The organism is Rubrivirga aquatilis (assembly GCF_046845665.1).
In the GTDB taxonomy this organism is placed as follows: Bacteria; Bacteroidota; Rhodothermia; order Rhodothermales; family Rubricoccaceae; genus Rubrivirga.
This window is the reverse complement of sequence record NZ_CP177355.1, coordinates 567,901-588,187: the sequence shown is the minus strand read 5'-3', so window position 1 is coordinate 588,187 and position 20,287 is coordinate 567,901. Positions and strand designations below refer to the sequence as shown.

The 20,287-nt window shown below is 69.0% G+C and carries 12 protein-coding genes; 4 read left to right on the top strand and 8 right to left on the bottom strand.

Annotated features, from left to right (window positions below):
* Positions 1 to 93: 93 nt before the first annotated feature.
* The 4 genes from mfd to ACLII4_RS02420 all read right to left on the bottom strand — a co-directional run bounded on the left by mfd (position 94) and on the right by ACLII4_RS02420 (position 7,640).
* Positions 94 to 3,486 carry a transcription-repair coupling factor gene (mfd, locus tag ACLII4_RS02435; RefSeq protein WP_412069306.1) on the bottom strand — a complete coding sequence of 1,131 codons (3,393 nt, stop codon included), beginning with the start codon at positions 3,484 to 3,486 and terminating at the stop codon, positions 94 to 96.
* A gap of 61 nt (positions 3,487 to 3,547) precedes the next feature.
* Positions 3,548 to 4,018, bottom strand: coding sequence for a hypothetical protein (locus tag ACLII4_RS02430; protein WP_412069305.1), 471 nt, complete (start codon positions 4,016 to 4,018; stop codon positions 3,548 to 3,550).
* An 87-nt stretch (positions 4,019 to 4,105) separates the two neighbouring features.
* Positions 4,106 to 5,044, bottom strand: a complete 939-nt coding sequence (gene murQ, locus ACLII4_RS02425; RefSeq protein ID WP_412069304.1) for an N-acetylmuramic acid 6-phosphate etherase — start codon at positions 5,042 to 5,044, stop codon at positions 4,106 to 4,108.
* Positions 5,037 to 7,640 carry a CHAT domain-containing protein gene (locus ACLII4_RS02420; RefSeq protein WP_412069303.1) on the bottom strand — a complete coding sequence of 868 codons (2,604 nt, stop codon included), beginning with the start codon at positions 7,638 to 7,640 and terminating at the stop codon, positions 5,037 to 5,039. The genes murQ and ACLII4_RS02420 overlap by 8 nt, the downstream gene beginning before the upstream one ends.
* A gap of 81 nt (positions 7,641 to 7,721) precedes the next feature.
* On the opposite strand from ACLII4_RS02420, the gene recF reads away from it, so the two are divergent.
* Entirely contained in the window at positions 7,722 to 8,876 is a 1,155-nt protein-coding gene (recF, locus tag ACLII4_RS02415) for a DNA replication/repair protein RecF (protein WP_412069302.1), read from the top strand.
* Positions 8,877 to 8,890: 14 nt separating this feature from the next.
* Complete coding sequence (locus ACLII4_RS02410; protein ID WP_412069301.1) at positions 8,891 to 10,357, top strand: M48 family metalloprotease; 1,467 nt, start codon at positions 8,891 to 8,893, stop codon at positions 10,355 to 10,357.
* 62 nt (positions 10,358 to 10,419) lie between these two features.
* Here the strand turns inward: ACLII4_RS02410 and ACLII4_RS02405 are convergent, their stop codons facing one another.
* Together ACLII4_RS02405 and ACLII4_RS02400 are read right to left on the bottom strand one after the other, a co-directional pair.
* On the bottom strand, positions 10,420 to 10,842 hold the full coding sequence (locus ACLII4_RS02405) for a MaoC family dehydratase (protein ID WP_412069300.1): 423 nt from the start codon (positions 10,840 to 10,842) through the stop codon (positions 10,420 to 10,422).
* Between the two features lie 29 nt (positions 10,843 to 10,871).
* The gene (locus ACLII4_RS02400) at positions 10,872 to 11,306 is read right to left on the bottom strand and encodes a thiol-disulfide oxidoreductase DCC family protein (protein WP_412069299.1); all 435 of its coding nucleotides are present in this window, start codon (positions 11,304 to 11,306) and stop codon (positions 10,872 to 10,874) included.
* 51 nt (positions 11,307 to 11,357) lie between these two features.
* Here ACLII4_RS02400 and chrA point away from each other — a divergent pair, with 51 nt between their 5' ends.
* Both chrA and ACLII4_RS02390 read left to right on the top strand, forming a co-directional pair.
* Positions 11,358 to 12,527, top strand: a complete 1,170-nt coding sequence (chrA, locus tag ACLII4_RS02395; protein ID WP_412069298.1) for a chromate efflux transporter — start codon at positions 11,358 to 11,360, stop codon at positions 12,525 to 12,527.
* A 54-nt stretch (positions 12,528 to 12,581) separates the two neighbouring features.
* On the top strand, positions 12,582 to 15,179 hold the full coding sequence (locus ACLII4_RS02390; RefSeq protein ID WP_412069297.1) for an efflux RND transporter permease subunit: 2,598 nt from the start codon (positions 12,582 to 12,584) through the stop codon (positions 15,177 to 15,179).
* Positions 15,180 to 15,301: 122 nt separating this feature from the next.
* Here ACLII4_RS02390 and ACLII4_RS02385 read toward each other — a convergent pair whose 3' ends face one another.
* Together ACLII4_RS02385 and uvrA are read right to left on the bottom strand one after the other, a co-directional pair.
* Positions 15,302 to 16,456 (bottom strand): glycosyltransferase family 4 protein, encoded by a 1,155-nt coding sequence (locus tag ACLII4_RS02385; protein ID WP_412069296.1) that lies wholly within the window; start codon positions 16,454 to 16,456, stop codon positions 15,302 to 15,304.
* A gap of 145 nt (positions 16,457 to 16,601) precedes the next feature.
* On the bottom strand, positions 16,602 to 19,619 hold the full coding sequence (uvrA, locus tag ACLII4_RS02380; RefSeq protein ID WP_412070586.1) for an excinuclease ABC subunit UvrA: 3,018 nt from the start codon (positions 19,617 to 19,619) through the stop codon (positions 16,602 to 16,604).
* Positions 19,620 to 20,287 lie beyond the last annotated feature (668 nt).

The following is a 20,287-nucleotide window of genomic DNA, read 5'->3' as shown; positions in this document are numbered from 1 at the left end:
GCAATGCGTTCTCGGGCAAGCGTCTCTCCTCACCGGGGGCATTGCGCACAGACCGCATGCAAGGGGTGTCCACCCCCCGAGGTCGCGGAATGCCTAGGCTGCCGCCTCCGTCGCTGTTTCCATCAGCACCGCCACGGCGTCCGCAAGCCGGGAGAGCGTCGTCTGCGCGGCTTCCAGCGACGGAATGTCTTGCACGATCGCGCGGAGCTTGCCAGCCCGGTTGTCCTTGAGCACATAGCGGATCCCGCCGGTCGCGAGGGCTTCCAGCAGCGGGTTGAACATGCGCTGGTGGAAGTAGGTGTCGTCGCTCGGCTCGGGGATGGAGAGGAAGAGCCGCTGGTTTTTCCACGTCACCCGAGGCAGGCGCAGGCGCATTGCGAGCGGCCGCATCGCTGCCAGCGTCAGCAGCGTGCCGATCTCCGGCGGGGGCGGGCCGAAGCGATCGGCGAGTTCGTCGCGGAAGGCGGCCACGTCTGCCTCGACGTCGAGGTCGGCGAGGCGGCGGTACAGGTTGAGGCGCTCGACGGGGTTCGAGACGTAGCTCGGCGGGATGAACACGTCGCCGTCCACATCGACCGTGGGCTCGGGCGGGGGAGGGGCGGTGTCCTGGTCGGCGAAGAGCTCCGCGAACTCGTCGTGCCGCAGCTCCTGCACCGCCTCGTCCAGAATCTTGTGGTACGTCTCGAAGCCGATGTCCTCGATAAAGCCCGACTGCTCAGCGCCCAGCATGTTGCCCGCGCCTCGGATGTCGAGGTCGCGCATCGACAAGTTGAACCCGGAGCCGAGGTCGGAAAACTCCTCGACGGCCTGCAGACGCTGGCGCGCCTCCTTCGTCAACGAGTGGACACTCGGGACCAAGAGGTAGCAAAAGGCCCTCTGGTCGTTTCGCCCGACGCGCCCCCGCAGCTGGTGGAGGTCCGCCAGCCCGTGCCGCTGGGCGTTGTCGACGATGATCGTGTTCGCGTTCGACACGTCGAGGCCGGACTCGACGATGCTGGTGCTGACGAGCACGTCGAACTCGTGGTCCATGAACCCGAGCATGACGCCCTCGAGCGTGGCCGGCGGCATCTGGCCGTGCGCCGTCGAGATCCGCACGTCCGGCACGAGCGCGCGGATCATGGCCGCCATCTCGTCGATCGTCTGGACGCGGTTGTGGATAAAGAACACCTGCCCGCCCCGACCGACCTCGTACAAGATGGCGTCGCGGATCAGGTCGCGGTCGAAGGTGTGGATCTCCGTGACGACCGGCTGGCGGTTGAGCGGCGGCGTCTGGATGAGCGACAAGTCGCGGGCGCCGAGAAGCGAGAACTGGAGTGTGCGCGGAATCGGCGTCGCCGTCAGCGTCAGCGTGTCCACGTCGGGGCGGAGCTTGCGGAGCTTTTCCTTGGCGCCGACGCCGAACCGCTGCTCCTCGTCGACGATCAAAAGGCCGAGGTCTTTGAACTTGACGTCCTTCGAGAGCACGCGCTGCGTCCCGATCACCACGTCGACCGTCCCGTCCGCCAGCCCGGCGATGACCTCTTTCTGGTCCGGCTTCGAGACGAACCGGCTGAGCTGGGCGATCTGAACCGGAAACTTGCCCATCCGCTTCTCGAACGTCTCGGCGTGCTGCCGCGCGAGCACGGTCGTGGGGACGACGACGGCCACCTGCTTGCCGTCCTGGATGGCCTTGAACGCGGCGCGGATGGCGACCTCCGTCTTGCCGAAGCCCACGTCGCCGCAGACGAGCCGGTCCATCGGGATCGCCTGCTGCATGTCGGCCTTGATGGCGTCGATCGTCGCCGCCTGGTCGGGCGTCTCCTCGAACGCGAACGACGCCTCGAGCTCGCGCTGCCAGACGGTGTCGGCTTTGAAGGCGTAGCCGCGCGAGGCACGTCGCCGAGCGTAGATCTGGATGAGGTCGCGCGCGATGTCCTTGACGCGCTTCTTGGTGCGCGCCTTGAGCCGCTCCCACGCGCCGGTCCCCAGCTTGGTCAGCTTGGGCTGGTGGCCCTCCTTCCCGGTGTACTTGTGCAGCTTGTGGAGCGCCGTCACGTTGACGAACAGCTCGTCGCCGCCCTTGAAGATGAGCCGGACCGCCTCCTGCGTCTGCTCGCGGACGGTGATCGACTGGAGCCCGGCGAACTTGCCGATCCCGTAGTCGACGTGGACGACGAAGTCGCCGGGGCGGAGCGCCTTGATCTCGCGGAGCGACAGGCCGCCGCGCGCCTTTTTGCGCTTGCGGGCGGTCGGGCGGTGGTAGCGGTCGAAGAGCTGGTGGTCGGTGTACAGCGCGAGGTTCGCGTCCGGTACCACGAACCCCTCGTGCAGGCTCTCGACCATCAGATCCGCCGGCGGCGGCTTGCCGGTCTCGATGTCGCCGCCGAGCAACTCCCACAGCCGCGACTTCTGCGACGCGCTGTCGCACACGATGACGATGTCGAGGTCGGCCGTCTCGACGTCCTTGCGCAGGCGCTTGAGGTCGCCGTTGTACGACGGCTGCGGCGTGGCCGACAGCTCGGCGGTGAGGTCACCCTCGCCGGAGAAGGTGCCGAACAGGAGCTGCGGGCGCGCGTCGACGAGCGCCGACAGAGTGTCGCCGGTGAGGTAGCGCTCCTCGGGCGGGGCGGGCGCTTCGTCTTCGTCGTCGAGCGCGTCGAGGCGATCCGTGTGGTGCGTGCTCGCGTGCTCGAACAGCTCGGTCGCCTTTTCGACGAGCCGCTGGCTGTCGAAAAGGGCGAGCGGGGTTGCGGCGGGCAGGTAGTCGAGCGGCGTGACGTGGCCGCCCTCGGTATAGCGCTCGGCGCCGAGGTTGGGGACGAGTCGGGCGGTCTCCAGGCGCGAGACGGAGGTCTGCGACTGCGGGTCGAACTCGCGAATCTGGTCGACCTCGTCGCCGAAGAACTCCAGGCGGATGGGGTAGCCGCCGGCGAACGGGTACACGTCGAGGATGCCGCCGCGCAGCGCCAGCTCGCCGGGCTCGCTCACGAACTCGACGAACGTGAACCCCTGCCCGGTCAGCCGCTCGACCAGGTCCTCGGGAGGGATCTCTTGGCCGACGCGCACCGACAGCGTCTCATCTCCGACGGTCTCGGGGAGCGGCACCAGCTCGGAGATGGCCTCGACGCTCGTCACCAGAATCCCGGAGAACCCGTCGCGCAAGCGGCCGAGGGCGTCGGCGCGCTGGACGAGCGGGAGGGTGTCGGCGAGCTGCTCGGGGTCGTAGGGCTCGCGGCCGGTGGGGGGGAGGAAGAGGATCCGGTCGTCGCTGCCGAGGAGTTGCTCGAGGTCGGAGCGGAGGTAGTCGGCGCTCTCGCTCTCCGCCAGCAAGGCCACAAGCGGGCCGCCCGTCGAATCCAGCACGTCCGCGAGCACGAAGGCGGGGAGCGAGCCGGCGGTGCCCTTGAGGCGCAGCGAGGTGCCGGGCGCCAGCGCCTCGGTCTCGTCGCGGACGCGGCGGAAAAAGGGGAGTGCCGCGAGGCGGTCGCGGAGGTCGGAGAGCGTCACGTCGGCACACGGAGCGCCCGGCGCCGGTCGGCGTCAGGCGAGAGGAGAGGGAGCAGAAGCGCTAGCGGTCGCGAAAGACGACCTGCCCGGTCGGCACCCGGCGAACGGGCGTACCGAGCGAGGTGCGCGGCGGGTAGGTCTCGCCGTCGAAGCGAAGTCGCCGGTGGCTACCGCGAGCGGAGGTGGCGACGATGTCGCACCAGCCAGTCGTGCGGGGCACGATCACGAGCGGCCCGTAGACGGCCCGGATCTCGGCGGCGGGCAGAAACGCACCCACCTCGACGGCGTCCTCGGGCGGCATGGCTTCGAACACCAGAACCGTCCAGCCGCCCTCCGTACGTCTCAGTCGGACTAGGCCTTCGTCGAGGCCGTCGCCGTTGAGGTCCGCCCAGGCCACATCCAGAGAGCGCGCGTCAATGCGAGCGCCGAGGGGCTCTGCGTACTGGGCGACAGCACGGGCAAGCAGCTCTCGCCGGTCGTCGGTGGTGTCGACGACGCAGACGAGCGCGAGCAGGAGAGAGAGGAGCCACACGTCTTGCGAATCGCCCCCGGTGGCCTCCTGTTCCGCTTCCTACCGCTGTGTAGGCCGAATCCGACGCTCCCTCACACACCGGCAGGGTTACGCCTGACCCGGCGCCGTCCCGGCGATGGCGTGGCGCACGAATCCGTCGGCGTGCTCGATCCGCTCGCGGGCCGTCTCGGCATCTACGTCCGCCAGCAGCATCACCAACGCCGTCTTGACGTGCCCGTCTGCGGCGTCGAGGGTGGTCGCGGCCTCGTCGTAGCCGACACCCGTGGCCGTCATCACGATCTTTTTGGAGCGCTCGACCAGTTTGAGGTTGGTCATCTGGAGGTCGACCATCATGTTCTCGTACACCTTGCCCAGGCGGATCATCGTCGCGGTCGACAAGGTGTTGAGGACGAGCTTGGTGGCCGTCCCGCTCTTCATTCGCGTCGAGCCCATGATGGGCTCCGGCCCCACGTCCGGGCAGATCGCCACGTCGACGTCGATCGCGAACTGGCTGCGAGGGTTGCAGGTGACGAAGAGCGTCCGCGCCCCGATCCCGCGCGCCCGGGCAACCGCGCCGATCACATACGGCGTCCGGCGGCTGGCGGCGATCCCGCACACCACGTCGCGCTCGGTGACACCCGCGCTGTCAATGGCGTCGGCGCCGTTCGACTCGTGGTCCTCAGCGCCTTCCTTCGCTTCGAACATGGCCTCGCGTCCACCAGCGATCAGCCCCTGCACCATCTCGGGCGACGTGCCGAAGGTGGGGGGGCACTCAGCCGCGTCGAGCACGCCGAGCCGGCCGCTGGTCCCCGCGCCGGCGTAGAACAGCCGCCCGCCGTTTCGAAAGGCGGCCTCGATGATCTCGACGGCTTGGGCGAGGTACGGTAGCTCCGGCGTCACGGCGTCGACCGCGATCTGGTCCTCCTCGTGGAGCATCCGCACGACTTCCGCTAGCGGCGCGGTGTCGATGCCCATCGTGCGTGGGTTGCGCGTTTCTGTCGTCAGCGTCTGGAGTTCGTCGAAGAGGGAGGGGCGGTCGTCAGGCATCGGGGCGTGATTGTTTGTACCGCCAAGCTAGCCCGCTTCCAATGGTGGCTGCGATGAGTAGGGCCGGCCACCAGTTCGTCCCGTCGTCGAGCGGGATTGGCGCCGGGCTTCCGGAGAGGACTGGCGCGGCCCAGTAGAATGGGCTCGCCGCTACTCCGTCGCTCGACGCGAGGTAGATGAGCTGTGCCTGGCGGAGCGCTTCGTCCTTCGGCAGGCCGTCGGCCAGCTTCTCGTAAAACGTCCCCATGATCTCGGCCGTCGCCCGGTCGGCGACGGACCATCGAGTCGCGACCGCTGCCGCTGCCCCCGCCGCGCGCACGCCGTACTCCAGGCCGACCACCCCCTCACTTCCGTGCACGCTACCGCCTCCGGTCTCGCACCCGCTCAGCACAACCAAGTCCGCCGCGAGCGGCGTCTCTAAGATCTCGTAGAGGTGGAGCGTCCCGTCCTCGCCGCCGCCGCCGCCGAGCGCGATCCGGGAATAGAGGGGTTGCACGGATGCGGCTTGCGCGTGCGATGCCAGATGGATCACTCGAGCACCGGCAGCCAGGCTGTCGAACGTGGCCTCCGTCGCTTGCTGGATGGCCACTCCGTAGCCCCCGATGGCCTCGATCTCCGCTTCGACATGGGACAGTGGGCCGAGTGGTGCGTTGTTCCACGTGAAACCGTCGAACGTGCTGCGGCCCAACGCCAGCACGGTGCCAGCCTCCCGCGGCGTGGGAGCCGTGGCGACGAGTGACGCGGACAATTCCGTAGAGATCGTCCACTCATGCAAGAGGTACGGGGCAGAGGCGTACTCCTCAGCGGGCGCCGTCGGGAGAAGCGCGAACGGCAGCGTCGCGATCTCGGCGTCGGGGATAAGAATGACCTTGTCGCCTGAGACATGCGGGCGCACGGGGGCAACCAGCAGTCGGTAGAGCTCGTGGAGCGGTCTCAGTGCGAACGCCGGGTCAGGAGCGTCGCCTCGCCAGACCGATCCCGCTTGTCGCATTAGGGCTCGGACCGTCGCGATCGGCGCGTTGAGGGGCACCGCCAGCAGGGTGTCGGCACGCACGACGAAGACGGTGCTGGCCGTCTCGCCGAGGGTGTACGAGAGGAGCGTTCGGCCGCCTAGGTGGGCCTGGAGGGCGGGCAGGTTGAGGGAGTCAAGGGTCGCGTCCGTGAGGGGCGCCAGCTCGGCCAGGGCCTGCCGCAGCGCCGACGCCTCCCGAGCGAGCGCGGCCTGCGCCGAAGCGTCGGAGGTATCGATGGCCGCGAGGCGGACCTCGGCCAACCGGTCGCTCAGGCTGTCGGCCTCGGCACGTCGGCTGGGGCTCAGCGCTCGCCGGACCGCGAGGTGGCGCCGGAGGTCCAGGAGGTATCGGGCTCGCGTTTGCTCGATGGTGGCGAACGCTGCAGCCACGTCGCCCTCGGCGACCTGAAGTCGCGCCAGGCCCCGGTAGGGCCCCTGGTCGGTGACGAACGCCGAGATGCTCCAGTCGCTCAACCCAAGTGTGCTTCTCTGGGCATCGATGATGGCGATCGCTTCGGTGTACTCGGCGCGGGCCTCCCGCAGATCACCCCGCGCCTCTGCGAGCCCACCAAGGCGTTCCAGAGCGCCGGCCAGTCCGGCGGTGGCGCCTCGGCCCCGAGCGTCGTCGAGGGCGGCTCGGAACGACGAGGCTGCCTCTTTGGCGTCCCCCGCCATCGACTGGATCTCGCCTTGCGTCATGAGGGCCTCGAACCGTGCCGCAGGCAACAGGCCACCGGTCCGGCGGGCGAGATCGAACGAGGGCGCCAGACGCTGGGTCGCGTCGTCGTACCGGCCGTCGTACGCGGCGGCGAGCGCAAACTGGTTGGCGGCGAGGGCCTTGAAGCCGGCCCACTGTCCCTCTTCGGGCAGCAAGTGGAACGCCTCCTCAGAGGTCGCTTCCAGATCTGCGATTAGCGCTGGCCGCTGGTCGGCAGGGGCGCTCTCAAGCCGAGCTTCGGTGAGGAACCCCCGGCCGACGAGTCCCTGCCCTCGCATCGGCGCGAGGTCGGGGTTTGTCTCTAGGCTGTCGGCGATCAGTGAGAACGCTGCATCGAGGTACCGTTCCGCCGCTGCCGCGTCCCCGAGCTGGCGGGCTGCCGACGCTGCCACGATGAGTGCTCGTGAGCCGTCGTAGGCAGGCGCATCGCTCGCACGAGCGGCGCCGTCGAAATAGGCCTGCACGCTCTGAATAGGCTGATTCAGGCGTGAGTAGGCGTACGCGATCTGATGGAACAGGGCGACCTGAGACTTGGCCGATGTCCCTCGTCCTGGACCGGCGAGGTAGCGCCCAGCAGTATCGATCAGGGTCTCGTAGTCCTCGTCCATGACGTAAAGGAACGCCTGGTGGCCCCGGAGCCTCCCACCGCACACGGGCGCGGTGGTCTCGTAGCGCTCAATGAGCGGTGCCAGCTGGCGCAGCAGAGCGAGCCGCTCTGCTGTCCCCGTCATCCGATCCGTTCGGTACGCCTCCGAAAACACCTCGCGGTCCACCTCGCACGCCCCTTCGTCATCGGTCTGAGCCGCTACGAGAGCTGCACCCGCTAGCAGGACGAAGACGAGAAGCCGGGGGAGGGTGCGCGACATGGTGGTGAGGTGGGCGGCCGCTGCAGGGTAGCGAACAAGCAGCACAGCGGACGGGTACTCAGTCACCATTTCGACCCTCCCGTGCGCCTTCGTCATCTCTCGTTGACCCAGTTCCGGGCCCATCCCTCCTCGGCCTTCGATGCGGCCCCTGGAGTCAACTTGTTGGTGGGGCCCAATGGGGCCGGAAAGACGAATGTCTTGGAAGCGCTGGCGTATCTCTGCTTTGGGAAAAGCGTCTTGGGGGCTCAGGACTCGACGGTCGTGCAGCGCGGGTCCGGGCACTTCACGGTCGAGGGGCACTTCGAAGGGGAGACCCGGGCGGATGTCAAGATCCGCGTCGCATTTGTCCCGGGGGAGGGAAAGCGGGCGTTCATCAATGGCGCCCCGGCCGAGCGGCTGGCGGAGTTGGTCGGCCGCGTCCCCTGCGTCGTGCTCTCGCCCGACGACCGCGATCTGACGGCGGGCGGCCCCGTAGAACGCCGCAAACTCATCGACGCGACGCTCAGCCAGGCGTATCCGGTCTACCTCGATGACCTGCTGAAGTACCGCCGTGCGCTGAAGCAGAAGAACGCGCTCCTCCAACAGGCCCGACGAGGCCGCCCGCTCGCGCCCGGCTCCGTCGACGCGTGGGACGAGGAGTTGGCCCTTCTTGGGGGGCGCGTCGTCGAGCGGCGGCGCGAGTTCCTGGACCTGTTTGCCGGGTTGCTGATGGAGGCCTACACGTTGCTCGGCGAGCCCGGCGGCGACCTCAGCCTGGCGTACCAGCCGTCCAGTGGGGAGGCAGAACCCGACGACACCGAGGCTTTGCGCCGTGCGCTCGCGCGAACGCGGCGCCGTAGCCGCGACCTCGGGCGCACGATGGTGGGCCCCCACCTCGACGAGGTCGTCTTCCAGATTGACGGGTTCGACCTGCGCCCCTACGCCTCGCAAGGCCAGCACCGCACGTTCGCGCTCGCGGTCCGCGTCGCGCAAGCGCTGTACCTCCGGGCTCGCACTGAAGAGCCGCCAATCTTGCTGCTCGACGACGTGTTTGGGCCCCTTGACCCGGCCCGCTCCGACGTTGTGTTGGAGCTGCTGGCCTCACAAACCCTCGGTCAGTCGTTTATCACGGCCGCTCGCGAAGAACCCTTCGGCGGGGTCGTGCCGTTCGATACCGACGCCCATCGCGCGTTCCACGTGGAACGGGGCGCCCTCTCTCTCGCGGATTCCTCTCTCACCACGCCCATTTCTCCATGACCCTTTCCCATCGCATGCGCACGCTTCTCGCGGCGCCCCTTCTGCTCCTGCTGGCTGCGTGCGGCACCACGAACGTCAACTACGTCACCGGTGAGGAGCAGCGCGGGGCCTACACGTGGGCCCAGGAGGTCCAGCTCGGCACCGAGGCCGACGGCCAGATCGCCAGTCAGTTCGGTCTTTACGATTCCGACCAGGCGCTGAATGCCTACGTCGACCGGATCGCGCGCGAGGTGCTGGACCGAAGCGCGTACACCGACCCGAACACTCCCGCGGAGATCCAGAACACGCCTTTCTACTTCCGCATCCTCGACTCGCCGGTACCGAACGCGTTCGCCCTCCCAGGCGGCTACATCTACGTCACGCGTGGGCTGATGGCGTACCTCGAAAACGAGGCCCAGCTGGCGGTCGTGCTCGGCCACGAGATCGGACATGTGCTCGGGCGGCACTCGTCGGAGCAGGCGGCTCGCGCGCAGCTCAGCCAGTTCGGACTGCTTGGGGCCGCCGTGCTCGGTGGGGTCGTGGGCGGTGGCAACGTCGCACAGGGGATTCTGGAGTACGGCGGGACCGGTCTCCAGCTCTTGCAGTTCAAGTACGGGCGCGGCGCCGAGCGCGAGGCGGACCAGGCCGGCGTGGCGTACGCGGAGTTCGCCAACTACGACGCGGCGCAAGCGGCCCGCTTCTTTGTCGCCTTGCAGCGGCTCAGCGAGAACTCGGGCTCGTCGGTGCCCAACTTCCTGTCGACGCACCCGAACCCTGCCGAGCGTGCGCAGACCATCCCCGCGCTCGCGGCTCAGTACCAGGGCGACAAGCGAGTGCTCGCCGAGCCCTACCTCGCCCAGATCGATGGGATCGTGATGGGGGAAGATCCACGCCAGGGATTCGTTCAGGGCAACGCGTTCCTGCACCCCGAGCTTCGGTTCCAACTCACCTTCCCGCAGGGCTGGCAGACGCAGAACTCGCCGGCGGCCTTCTTGATGGGCGAGCCGAACGGGCAGGCCATCCTTCAGCTCACGCTGGCGCAGCAGTCGTCGGCGCAGGAGGCGGGCCGGGCGCTCGCCGCTCAGCAGGGCGTCCAAGTGCAGAGCAGCGGCGCGCTCACGATCGGCGGCAACCGGGCGTACCGCGTCGAGGGCGCGGCGCAGCAGCAGAACGGGGCCGTCGCGTTCTCGGCCACGTTCATCGAGTACGGCGGCAACGTCTACCAGATTCTCGGGCTGACGGCCGCGAACACGTTCAACCGCTACGGAGGCGTCTTCCGCCAGACCGCCGAGAGCTTCCGGCGTCTGACCGACAGCGCCGCGCTCAACCGCCAGCCGGTCCGCCTCGACGTGGTGACCCTGCGGTCGGCGGCGTCGATTCAGGACCTGCTCCGCGGGCGGACGCTGCCCCCGGGCGTCACCGCCGACGAGATCGCGATCATGAACCAGGTCGAGCTCAACGAGCGCATCCCGGCCGGGCGCGAGGTCAAGCTCCCCGAGTAGCCGGCGCCACTCGGTTTGATGGTCTGCGGGGCCCGGGCACCACGCTCGGGCCCCGCTCGCGTTTAGGCCTCCTCCGCGGGCGGCGGGATCACGACGGCCTCGCCGCCGAGCGACATCTTGCCCTTGCAGTAGCAGTACATCCGGAGCTTGACGTGGCCGTACTTCTCGACCTTCTCGACGACTTTGACCTCGACCCGCACCTCCTCGCCGACGGGCACAGGACGCAAGAACTTGGACGACAGCGAGACGGCGATCGAGCCCGGCCCGGGAAAGTCGCGGCCGAGCACCTTCGAGGCGATGCCGAGCAGAAAGACGCCGTGGACGACCGGCGTGCCGAACCGGCTGGCGGCGCCGGCCTCTTCGGAGATGTGGATCGGGTTGTCGTCGCCGGTGACGTCCGCGAACGCACGGACCTCGTCCATGGTGATCGTCCGGGAGAACTCGTAGGTGTCGCCGACGGACAGGGAGTCGTAGGTGTGGGCCATCGCGGGGGGCAGGGGAGAGGGCCCGGAGCCTACGACGCCGCTCCGGCCGGTGCCACCTCGTCGGCATCGAGAAAGCGCGCACGGACCTCGGGCGTCGGGATCCGGCAGGCGTCGCGCGTGCCGAACCAGCGGTACCGGTTGCGCGCGACCCAGTCGTAGACGGCGTCGCGGAGCCCACGGGGCACGACGCGAGCGACGGCCAGCCACCGCCACGGCGCGTCGAGCAGCCGGGCCGTTGCCAGCGCCGCGTCCGAGCGGACGTGGCACCGCCCGTTTGCGACGAGCACGACCGAGTCCGTGCTCGCGTCGACGCCGCACTCTGCGAGCAACTGGCGACCGACCTCGGACTGGAGCGAGGCAAAGCGGACGAGGCCCCGGCGGTCGTGGTCGAGCACGAACTGGACGGAGCGGTCGCAGACGTTGCAGACGCCGTCGAACAGGAGAATTGGTCCGTCGTCGGCCATGGTGGAACCGGCTGTGCGGGGCGGAGAGTACCGCCGCCATCCCCCCGAACGATGGACGACACGCCCGCGCTCCCGCTCCGCCAGCGGATCTCCGAACTCGCCCGCCTCTTCTTTACGCTTGGCGTCGTCGGCTTCGGCGGCCCGGCGGCGCACATCGCGATGATGGAGGAGGAGGTGGTCCGCAAGCGAAAGTGGATGACACCGCAGGGATTTCTGGACCTCGTCGGTGCGACGAACCTCATCCCCGGCCCGAACTCGACGGAGATGACGATGCACGTCGGGTTCGCGCGCGCGGGCTGGCTCGGCCTGTTCGTGGCCGGTGCGTCGTTCATCGTCCCCGCCGCCGGGCTGACACTCGGGCTGGCGTGGCTCTACGTCCAGAGCGCTGAGGTGCCGGATGTGGCGCCGTGGCTGGCAGGCATCCCCGCCGCCGTGCTGGCGGTGATCGCGGGGGCGCTGTGGCGTCTGGGGAAGAAGGCGATCCCCTCGGTGTCGCTCGCGCTCGTGGCCGCGTTCGTCGTCGGGCTGTTGCTGCTCGGCGTCCGCGAGATCCCCGCGCTGCTGATCGGCGCGGCGGTCGGCGGGCTGGTGCTGTACGGCGTGCGCCAGCAGAAGACGCCGACGGGGATGCCGAGCGTCGGCGTCCCGCTCGTCGTACTGGCGGCCCAAGGGGCGGCGGCCGCGGCGCCGTCGCTCGGAACACTGGGCCTCTTCTTTTTGAAGGTGGGCTCCGTCCTCTACGGCAGCGGCTACGTGCTCGTGGCCTACCTCGAGGCTGACGTGGTCGGCCGGTTCGGGTGGCTGACCCAGACGCAGTTGCTCGACGCGATTGCGCTCGGCCAGCTCACGCCCGGCCCCGTCCTGACGACCTCGACGGCCGTCGGCTATCTCGTGCAGGGTCTTCCTGGTGCGCTTGTCGCGACCGTCGCCATCTTCCTGCCGTCGTTCGTGTTTACCGGGCTGCTCCACCCGCTCGTCCCCAAGCTCCGGAGCCACCCGCTCACGGCCGCCTTGCTCGACGCCGTCAACGCCGCCTCGGTCGCGCTGATGGCCGTCGTGACGGTGCGGCTGGCGCTCGGCGCCATCGACACGCCCGGCGCGATCTTGATCGCCGTCGTGGCGGCCGCGCTCGTGTTCTGGCGCGGCGTCAACGTCGTCGCGCTCGTCGTGGGGGCCGCCATTGCTGGCGGATTGCTCCACCTCGTGGGCGTCGCTGTCTAGCGTTCCACGTGAAACCGATCTCGCTCTTTTCGGCGCTGAGGCGCCGCACGCCCCGTGTTCGATAAGCTCCGCGTCATCCCTCGGTGGACGGTCTCGCATCCGCTGTTGGTGCTGACCGTGGCGCTCGTGCTTGCGGCGCTCGGGATGTGGAAGGCGACCGACCTGCGCGTCGACGCGGACATCATTACGCTGCTGCCACCCGAGTACACGAGCGTCCAGGCGATCCAGCGGCTGCAGCAAACGGTGGGTGCCGAGACGACGGTCGACGTGGCGATCTACAGCCCATCGTTCGCCCGCAACGTCGCGTTTGCCGAGGCGTTCGTGCCGGCCGTCATGGCGATGGAGCGGCCCGACGGGGAGGGCGACTACTTCACCCGGAGCGAATTCCGCCGCGACATCCGGTTCATCTCGGAGAACGCCCTCTACTTCGCGACCTACGACGAGCTCGACCGCCTCGAACGGTTCCTGCGCGACCAGGCGCTTCAGGTCCGCTCGGCGACCGATCCGCTGCGGATGGACCTCTTCAGCGCGGCCTCCGACAGCGCGCGGATGGCCCGCCAGCAGGAGGGCGACCGTCTGCGCGCCGACCTCGCCCAGCTCGCCCTCTCGGAGTACTCGGTCAGCCCCGACTCGACGACCCTCGTCGTCAAGTTCTATCCGACCGGCTCGCAGACCGACATCGCGTTCGTCGAGCAGCTCTACGCCGACCTCGACGCGACGATCGCCAGGGTCGACCCGACGCGCTTCCACCCCGAGATGAAGGTGACGGCGGCCGGCCGGCTGCTACGCCAGACCATCGAGGTCCAGTCGATCACGAACGACGTCCGCAACTCGTTCGGCGCGGGCGTGCTGTCGGTGATCCTGGCCGTCGTGCTGTACTTCCTGTACAAGTCGATCCAGGCCCGGACCGGCGGTCGGTTCGTGTGGCGCGTCGTCGGGGCGGAGCTGCTGCGGACGCCGGTGACGGCCATCCTGCTGACGCTTCCCCTCCTCGTCAGCCTGTCGTGGGCCGGCGGCGTCGCGGCCATCACGTTCGGGACGCTCAACCTGATGACCTCGACGCTGGGTCTCGTCTTGTTCGGCCTCGGCATCGATTACGGCATCCACTTTTACGCGCGCTACGCCGAGGAGCGCGGGCTCGGACGGGGCGTCGCCGAGGCCGTCGAGGAGACGTTCGTGAGCACCGGCCAGGGCATCGCCGTCTCCGCGATGACGACCGCCAGCGCGCTTTTCGTGCTCCAACTGGCGGACTTCCGGGGCTTCAGCGAGTTCGGCTTGATCGGCGGGCTCGGGATCCTGTTCGCCGTCGTGTCGATGCTGACCGTGCTGCCGGCGCTCTTGAGCATCGCCGAGCGGACGGGCGCGCTCAACCTCCGCTTGCGGGGCGAGGCCTCCGCCGTCGAGATCGACAACCGCTTCCCGTTCTCGCGGACGATCGTCGTCCTCTGCCTCGCGCTCACCGTCGCGTGCGTCATCGCGATTCCCCACGTCCAGTTCGAGTACAACTTCTCGAACCTTGAGCCGGAGTACGACGAGTACTACCGCCGCGCGCAAGCGCTAGAACCCGTCTTCGGCCAGAGCGAGCGCCGCAACCCGGCGTACATCCTGCTCGATTCGCCCGAGGACGTCCGCTCGGTGACCGACGCGCTCAAGGCGCTGGCGGAGGAGGACTCCCTGATCCTGGCCGTCGAGAGCCTGCAGGAGCGATTCCCCACGGACGACACCTCGGCCGAGGAGAAGCTGGCGCGGCTGGCGGAGATCCGCGAGGTCCTTTCCGACCCGTTCCTGCTGGCGGACACGACGGGCCAGATCCGGCGCCTGCTGATGGCCGCCTCGGCCACCGAGCGGGTCCCCCTCGACAGCGTCCCGCCCTTCCTCACGCGGCCGTTCACGACGAAGACCGGCGACGTGGGCGACTTCGTGATCGTCTTCCCGCGCGGCAACATGGCCGACGGCCGCCGCTCGATCCGGTTCGCCGAACTCATCGGGCGGGTGACGACGACCGAGGGCGACGCCTACTACGCCGCCTCCACCCAGCTCGTCGCCGCCGACATGCTGCGGTTGATGCAGGAAGAGAGCCCGCTGATGGTCGTCGTCACCTTCGTGCTCGTCTTCGTGCTCGTGCTGGTCTCGTTCCGCTCGCCCAAGTGGGCCGTCGTCGCCGTCGTCCCCCTGCTCATCGGGCTGTCGTGGATGCTGGGGGTGATGGTGCTGTTCGGCGTCCAGCTCACGTTCTACAACCTGGTCGTGCTGCCGACGGTGCTTGGTATCGGCAACGATGGCGGCGTGCATCTGACGCACCGCTACCGCGAGGAGGGGAAGGGTTCCATCCGCCGCGTCCTGCGGTCGACCGGCGAGCACGTGACGATGGGCGCACTCACCAATCTGATCGGGTTCGGCGGGCTGCTGCTCTCGTCGCACCCGGGCCTCCGGTCAATCGGCGTGCTCGCGGTCGTCGGGATCGGGGGGACGCTGGCGGCGACGCTCGTCTTCTACCCGGCCCTCCTCCAGGTCATCGAAGACAACCGCTGGCTCGACCCGCGCCGCCCCAAGCGCCGCCGCCGCTACGACCTCGGCGACCCCGAGGCGATTCGCCACCCGACCTTCCGGCTCCACGCACCCGACACCGAGTCGGCGGGAGGAGAGGGGTAGTCGGCACGCCAAAACGAGTGGCCGTTCTCGGCCCATGGCCGACCAGAGCCGACCCTTTTTGAAGGTCATTCGGGTATAAGTACCTGTGATTGATGACTGTGCGTCCGCGCGTAACCGGCCGATTAGGCGGCGATTGTGCCGGATTTCGACGAATCGGTGGCTCCCCGGTAGTAGCGGACCATCCGGCCGAGCACTTCGGCCCAGTCGTAGCCCGTCGCGGCCTCGCGAGCGTTCGCGCCGAGTCGCTGGCGGAGATCGGGGTCGAGCGCCAGCCGCCGCGTGGCGTCGACGAAGGCGGCGCGGTCGCGGGGCGGGCAGAGCAGGCCCGTCGTCTCGTGGTCGACCAGGCTCGCGCTGCCGGCCGCGTCGGCGGCGACGACCGCGAGCCCAGACGCTTGCGCTTCCAGCGTGACATTGCCGAACGTCTCGGTCTCACTTGGGAAGAGGAAGATGTCGGACGAGGCGTACGCCGTCGTGAGGTCGTCGCCAGACTGGTGGCCGAGGAGGGCCGCGTCGGGGAGCACCGCTGCCAGCGCCTCGCGCTCGGGCCCATCGCCCACGATGACGGGGCGGACCGGCACGCCCTCGGCCGCCAGCGTGCGGACGACATGGGCGAACACGTCGATGCCCTTCTCCTTGACGAGCCGACTCACGAACGACACGATCACGTCATCGTCGCTGGCGCCGACGGAGCGGCGCCACGCGTCGGAGCGCGCGTCGGGGCGGAAGCGGTCGAGCTCAATGCCGCGCGGCCACAGGCGAACCGTCGACGTGATCCCGTGCTCGACGATCGCATCGCGCATCGTCGGCGTCGGGGCGTAGACCTCGTCGCACCGGTTGTAGAAGCGGCGGAGCGTGGCCCACAGCACGCCCTCCGCCAGCCCGAGTCGGTAGAAGTCGAGGTACGACGCAAAGTGCGTGTGGTACGTCGACACGACAGGGATGCTGAGACCGCGAGCCCACCCCAGCGCTCGGTGCCCGAGCACGTCGGGCGTGGCGATGTGGACGATGTGCGGGGCAAAGCGCTCGACCTCGCGCCGCGTGCTCGCGGGGAAACGTGTGCTGACACGGTACTCAGGGCGTCCTGGGGCCGCTACCGAGGGGACGGCGACGAACTGGCCGGGCTGGTCGAGCGGGTCGTCGATCGTCGGCCCGAGCACCATCACTTGGTGGCCCTGGCGTTCTAGGTAGCCTACGAGCCGGCCCAACGTCCGCGAGACGCCGTCCTCAATGTGGTTGTAGTTGCCCGTGAACAGGGCGATCCGGAGGGGAGACACGGGCGGGTTTGGGCGGGGGCTGCCGGAGAGTACCCCGAGGCGGGCGGTAAGGGGGGAGAGGACCGGGGACCACGGACCGGGGACCGCGCGAGGCGTGCTTGCGGACACGAGAGGTCGTCCGCTGTCCGTGGTTCGTCGTCTCCCCTTACGCAGCCTCCATTCCCAGCGCGTCGCGCAGGAAGGGCGCGGTGTGGCTGGCCTCGACGGTCGCCACGTGCTCGGGCGTGCCCTCGGCGACCACGAAGCCGCCGCGCCGACCGCCCTCGGGCCCGATGTCGATCAGCCAGTCGGCCGCCTTGATGACGTCGAGGTTGTGCTCGATCAGGATCACCGAGTGGCCGGCCTCGACGAGCGCGTTGAACGAGCCGAGCAGCTTGTGGATGTCGTCAAAGTGGAGCCCGGTCGTGGGCTCGTCGAAGAGGTAGAGCGTGTGGCCGGCGTGCGTCTTGCTGAGGTGCGCCGCCAGCTTGACGCGCTGCGCCTCGCCGCCCGACAGCGTATTCGACGGCTGGCCGAGCGTGAGGTAGCCCAGGCCCACGTCCTGAAGCGTCTTGAGCTTTTTCTCGATCCGCCGCTGGCCCGCGAAGAAGGCGACCGCCTCGTCGACGGTGAGATTGAGCATGTCGGCGACGTTCTTGCCCTTGAACCGGATCTCGAGCACGTCCTGCTTGAACCGCGCGCCGTGGCAGGCCTCGCATTCGAGGTAGAGGTCGGCCAGGAACTGCATCTCGACCTGGACGACGCCCTCGCCCTGGCAAGTCTCACACCGCCCGCCGGGCACGTTGAACGAGAACGTCCCCGAGCGGTAGCCGCGGATCTTGGCCTGGTGCGTGCTCGCGAGCAGCTCGCGGATGGCGTCGAACGCCTTGATGTAGGTCACCGGGTTCGAGCGCGGCGACTTACCGATGGGCGACTGGTCGACCATCTCGACGGACTCGACGAGGTCGGCGCCCTCGATGGTGTCGTGCGTGCCGATTTTGCCCTCGAAGTCATGGCCCTTGAGGCGCTGGAGGCCGGCGTAGAGCGTCGAGTGGACGAGGGTGGACTTGCCGGACCCGGAGACGCCGGTGACGACGGTGATGCCGTCGAGCGGGAACGACACGTCGAGCCGCTTGAGGTTGTGCTGGCGGGCGCCGCGCACCGTGATGACGCGCTCGGGGTCGACCGGGCGGCGCGTCTCGGGGACCGGGATCGACTTGCGGCCGGAGAGATAGGCGCCGGTGAGGCTGGTTGTGCTGTCGAGAGCTTCGGCGAAGGTGCCCTGGAACATGAGCTCGCCGCCCAAAGCGCCCGAGCCCGGCCCGATGTCGACGAGCTGGTCGGCGCGGCGCATCATCTGCTCGTCGTGCTCGACGACGAGGACCGTGTTGCCGATGTCGCGCAGGCCTTCGAGGATGGCGATCAGGCGGTCGTTGTCGCGCGGGTGCAGGCCGATCGTGGGCTCGTCGAGCACGTACAAGCTGCCGACGAGGGAGGAGCCGAGGGAAGTCGCGAGGTTGATCCGCTGGGTCTCGCCGCCCGAGAGCGTCATCGCGAGGCGGTCGAGCGTGAGGTAGTCGAGGCCGACCTCGACGAGGTAGCCGAGCCGCTTGCGGACCTCCTCCAAGAGGCGCCCGGCGACCTCGCGGTCGTGGTCGCTGAGGTCGACGGCGTCGAAGAAGGCGCGGGCGTCGGCGGTCGTGAGCTCGGCGAGCTCGGCGATGTGGAACCAGGTCGGCTCGTCGCCCTCGGGACCGAGCGCGGGGCCGCGGAGCTTGACGTGGAGCGCCTGGGGCCGGAGCCGGTAGCCGTCGCACGCGGGGCAGCGCGTGTAGCCGCGGAAGCGGGCGCTGTAGATGCGGTAGTGCATCTTGTACTGCTTCTTGGCCAGGAACCGGAAGAAGCCGTCGACGCCGACGTAGTCGCCGACGCCCTTCCAGACGAGGTCCTTGGTGTCTTGCGAGAGCAGGGTGTACGGCGTGTCGAGGTCGATGCCCTGCGCCCCGGCGATGCGGACCAGCGCGCGCTGGTGCTTGGACCACTGCTCGGAGCGGAACGGCGCGAGGGCGCCCTGGCGCAGCGACAGCTCGGGGTTGGGGATCACCAGGTCCGGGTCGACGCCGGGGACGCGGCCGAAGCCCTGACACGCGGGGCAGGCGCCGAGCGGGGAGTTAAACGAGAAGAGCTGGGCCGTGGGCTCCTCGAACGTCATCCCGTCGCGCTCGAAGAGCGCCGAAAAGTCGAGCCGCTCGAACGGACGTTCCTTCGGGGCCGTGATGACGACGGCCCGCTCGCCGCCCTCGCGGAAAGCCTGCTCGACGGAGTCGGCGATGCGGCTCGTGGTCGCCGGCTTGTCGTCGGTCGCCAGCCGGTCGACGAGCACGAGGAGGCGGCCGACAGGTGTCTTGACGTCGGCGGGCGGTGTCTCGTTGAGGTCGATCACCTCGGCCGCGGCGCCCTTGGCGGCCTGCTTGTCGGTCGGCAGGGCGACGAGGCGGAAAAAGCCGCGCGCCAGCAGGGCCTCGAGCTCCTCGACCTTCTTGGCGCCCTTGTGGGCGGGGAAGGGGAAGCAGAGGTAAAACCGCGTTTTCGCGGGCAAAGCGGCTTGCACAGCGTCGGCCGTGGACCGTGGGCTGTCGCGCGTGACGACCTCGCCGGAGATCGGGGAGACCGTCGTGCCGACGCGCGCGAAGAGGAGGCGGAGGTAGTCGTAGACCTCGGTCTGGGTGGCGACCGTCGAGCGGGGGTTCTTGGTGCCGGTCTGCTGCTCGATGGCGATCGCCGGCGCGAGCCCGGTGATCATGTCGACGTCCGGCTTGTCCATCCGGTCGAGGAACTGGCGGGCATACGCGCTCAGCGACTCGACGTAGCGGCGCTGGCCCTCGGCGTAGATGGTGTCGAAGACGAGCGACGACTTGCCGGATCCGGACGGCCCGGTGACGACGACGAGCTGGCGCTTGGGGATCGTCAGGTCGATGCCCTTGAGGTTGTGCTGGCGCGCGCCTTTAACGACCAAGTCCCGACCGACGAACCGGTTTTTCGAGTCGGCCGCTGAGCCCTTCTTCGCCGCACCCGAGCCCTTCGGCCTTGGGGCCTTTGCCGAGGCGGGCGCCTTCAGAGACGTAGCCTTCTTCGCAGTGGTCTTTTTCGCGGTGGCCTTCTTGGGGGTCGTCGTCTTCGCCATCGTGGGGGGTGGGGGCGGGGCGTCGACGGGCGCCGCCGACAGGCGGAGCCAACGCGGCGCGGACACGCGAAGATGCCGCGGGCCTGTGAAACCGTGGTGTCAGTCCGGGTGGGGGGCGCGAAGACGTGGGCGCCGAGCGGCCGGTCCTCGGCTCGACTAGGTCAGAGAGCTGAGGCTCGTTCAGCGGGGCTGGGCTCTCTCGGCGTGGCACGGATCTGCGCGGGTGGGGCAGAAGGCCTTGGCAGGCACCTGGCCGTCGCCCACTCTTATCAAAGAAGGGGAGCCTGGGGCGGTCGAGGCCGACAGGGCCGGATTTGCCACGGGTGTCTGGTCTCTGTCGCTACGGCTTCGGGGCCGCCCGGTCGGAGAGGTCGTGATCAACGTGCACGGCCAGCACGTGGAGACCGTCCCATCAGAGCGCCGGGCGCCAGGTCCAGCGCCGTCGTGCGGATCGCCAGCGCTCTGGGTACGGCCACGCGCCAGCTGACGAGTGGGGCTCGCGAACCCAGAACCGCACTCTAACCATCCTTGGCTCGGCTGAAGGGGAACCTGGGGGATAAGGTTTCATCTCCGTTTGTGGGGTTCAAGCCCAGGTATATGTGACAGTTGTGGGCCGTGGGGCGTCCGATGTGACCTGGCCGGGGAAGTCATAGGAGGAACACGGAGGG

Coding starts and splice junctions, on each gene's coding strand:
- murQ (WP_412069304.1), bottom strand. CDS start 5,044: ATGCCTGACGACCGCCCCTCCCTCTTCGACGAACTCCAGACGCTGACG.
- ACLII4_RS02420 (WP_412069303.1), bottom strand. CDS start 7,640: ATGTCGCGCACCCTCCCCCGGCTTCTCGTCTTCGTCCTGCTAGCGGGT.
- ACLII4_RS02410 (WP_412069301.1), top strand. CDS start 8,891: ATGCGCACGCTTCTCGCGGCGCCCCTTCTGCTCCTGCTGGCTGCGTGC.
- ACLII4_RS02405 (WP_412069300.1), bottom strand. CDS start 10,842: ATGGCCCACACCTACGACTCCCTGTCCGTCGGCGACACCTACGAGTTC.
- ACLII4_RS02400 (WP_412069299.1), bottom strand. CDS start 11,306: ATGGCCGACGACGGACCAATTCTCCTGTTCGACGGCGTCTGCAACGTC.
- chrA (WP_412069298.1), top strand. CDS start 11,358: ATGGACGACACGCCCGCGCTCCCGCTCCGCCAGCGGATCTCCGAACTC.
- uvrA (WP_412070586.1), bottom strand. CDS start 19,619: ATGGCGAAGACGACGACCCCCAAGAAGGCCACCGCGAAAAAGACCACT.